Raw genomic sequence first — 1,682 nt, 5'->3', positions numbered from 1 at the left:
CTCTTAGAGCGCGCGAACACCGGTGGCCTGCGGGCCCTTGGTGCCCTGGCCAACCTCGAACTCGACCTTCTGGTTCTCCTCGAGGGTACGGAAGCCCGATCCCTGGATCTCGGAGTAGTGGACGAAGACGTCCGCGGAGCCGTCCTCGGGCGCGATGAAGCCGAACCCCTTCTCCGCGTTGAACCACTTCACAGTTCCCTGTGCCATTCTGTTCCTTCTCTTTCCATACCGGAACGGCGGACAACGAGGTTCGTCCACCGGGTCCGTTCCGACCGTTGTACTCTGTTCCCCCTGCAGGAAAGCACCTAGTACACCGTTCGCAACATCGATCCTGCTGATGGTTTGGACTTTCGATCCGTTCCCTCGAACACAGAAGCTTGCGACCAGGAACCAGTGAACCATGTCTTTGGGGAATTCAACAGCCGAGTTACCCACAATTTGCAAAAAAGTTGATCTTGCGAATGCGCAGGTGAGGGGCATAATGCCCAAATCCGAACTTGAAGTTGGTTTGCTTCCGGATAACAGAGCGAGCATCCGGCAAACCGGGTGTGAGGCAGGCCGCTACTCGGTAGTGAAATGGCAGGTAGGGCGGCGGGCGCACACACCTTTCGCACCCGTTGGGCGTGTCGCGGTGACGACTCGATGAATGATGAAGATCAGTCGCGATGCGCTGGAGACAACGGCGACATCAGCTACGGGAGATCGTTGCTGAATCGTGTCCTAAATGGACCGGTGTCCGGTGACCCCCGCCTCACCCACGTCACCGAGCTACCGCCCCGCGCGGCACAGATCACGAAATGGCCCGAATGGACATCTCCGGATGTCATCGCCGCAGTTCAGGCGGCCGGAGTCGCGGAGCCGTGGAGTCACCAGAGCGAGGCCGCCGACCTGGCCGCGGCCGGGCGGCACGTGGTGGTGTCGACGGGGACGGCGTCCGGGAAATCGCTGGCATATCAGCTGCCCGTGCTGACCGCGTTGCAGGCCGATCCCCGGGCCACCGCGCTGTATCTGTCGCCGACCAAGGCGCTCGGGGCCGATCAATTGCGCATGGTCAACGAGCTGACCAGCGAGGATCCGCTGCGGAATGTGCATCCCGCGCCCTACGACGGGGATACCCCGGCCGAGATCCGGCAATGGGTACGGGCGCACGCACGCTGGGTTTTCACCAATCCCGACATGCTGCACGTCGGAATGCTGCGGTCGCATCAGCGGTGGGGGCGGCTGCTGCGGCAGCTCAAATACGTCGTGGTCGACGAATGTCATATCTACCGTGGGGTTTTCGGGTCGCACGTGGCGCTGGTGCTGCGCCGGCTGCGGCGGCTCGCCGAGCGGTACGGGGCGGATCCGGTCTTCGTGCTGTGTTCCGCGACCACCGCGGACCCCGCCGCCACCGCCGAGAAGCTGATCGGCGCACCGTGTGTCGCGGTCACCGAGGACGGGTCGCCGCAGGGTTCGCGCACCGTGGCACTGTGGGAGCCGCCGCTGCTCGGGGCGGGTCTGACCGGGGAAAACGGTGCGGCCATTCGCCGTTCGGCCGGGGCGGAGGCCGCCACGGTGATGGCGGATCTGGTGGCCGAGGGGGCGCGCACGCTGACCTTCGTGCGGTCGCGGCGCGGGGCCGAGCTGGTGGCGATGGACACGCGACGGCTGCTCGCGGACGTGGACGCCCAGCTCCCCACGCG

The 1,682-nt window shown here is 65.0% G+C and carries 2 protein-coding genes; one reads left to right on the top strand and one right to left on the bottom strand.

What is annotated here, in order from left to right:
• Positions 1–3: 3 nt before the first annotated feature.
• Positions 4–207, bottom strand: coding sequence for a cold-shock protein (locus ACWELQ_RS45255; RefSeq protein WP_029925108.1), 204 nt, complete (start codon positions 205–207; stop codon positions 4–6).
• Positions 208–642: 435 nt separating this feature from the next.
• On the opposite strand from ACWELQ_RS45255, the gene ACWELQ_RS45250 reads away from it, so the two are divergent.
• The coding region (locus tag ACWELQ_RS45250) for a DEAD/DEAH box helicase (RefSeq protein WP_452403118.1) at positions 643–1,682 on the top strand (1,040 nt) is incomplete at its 3' end.

This window comes from Nocardia sp. NPDC004722, from assembly GCF_053601505.1.
This window is presented reverse-complemented; position numbering and strand designations above follow the sequence as displayed.

Coding starts and splice junctions, on each gene's coding strand:
- ACWELQ_RS45255 (WP_029925108.1), bottom strand. CDS start 207: ATGGCACAGGGAACTGTGAAGTGGTTCAACGCGGAGAAGGGGTTCGGC.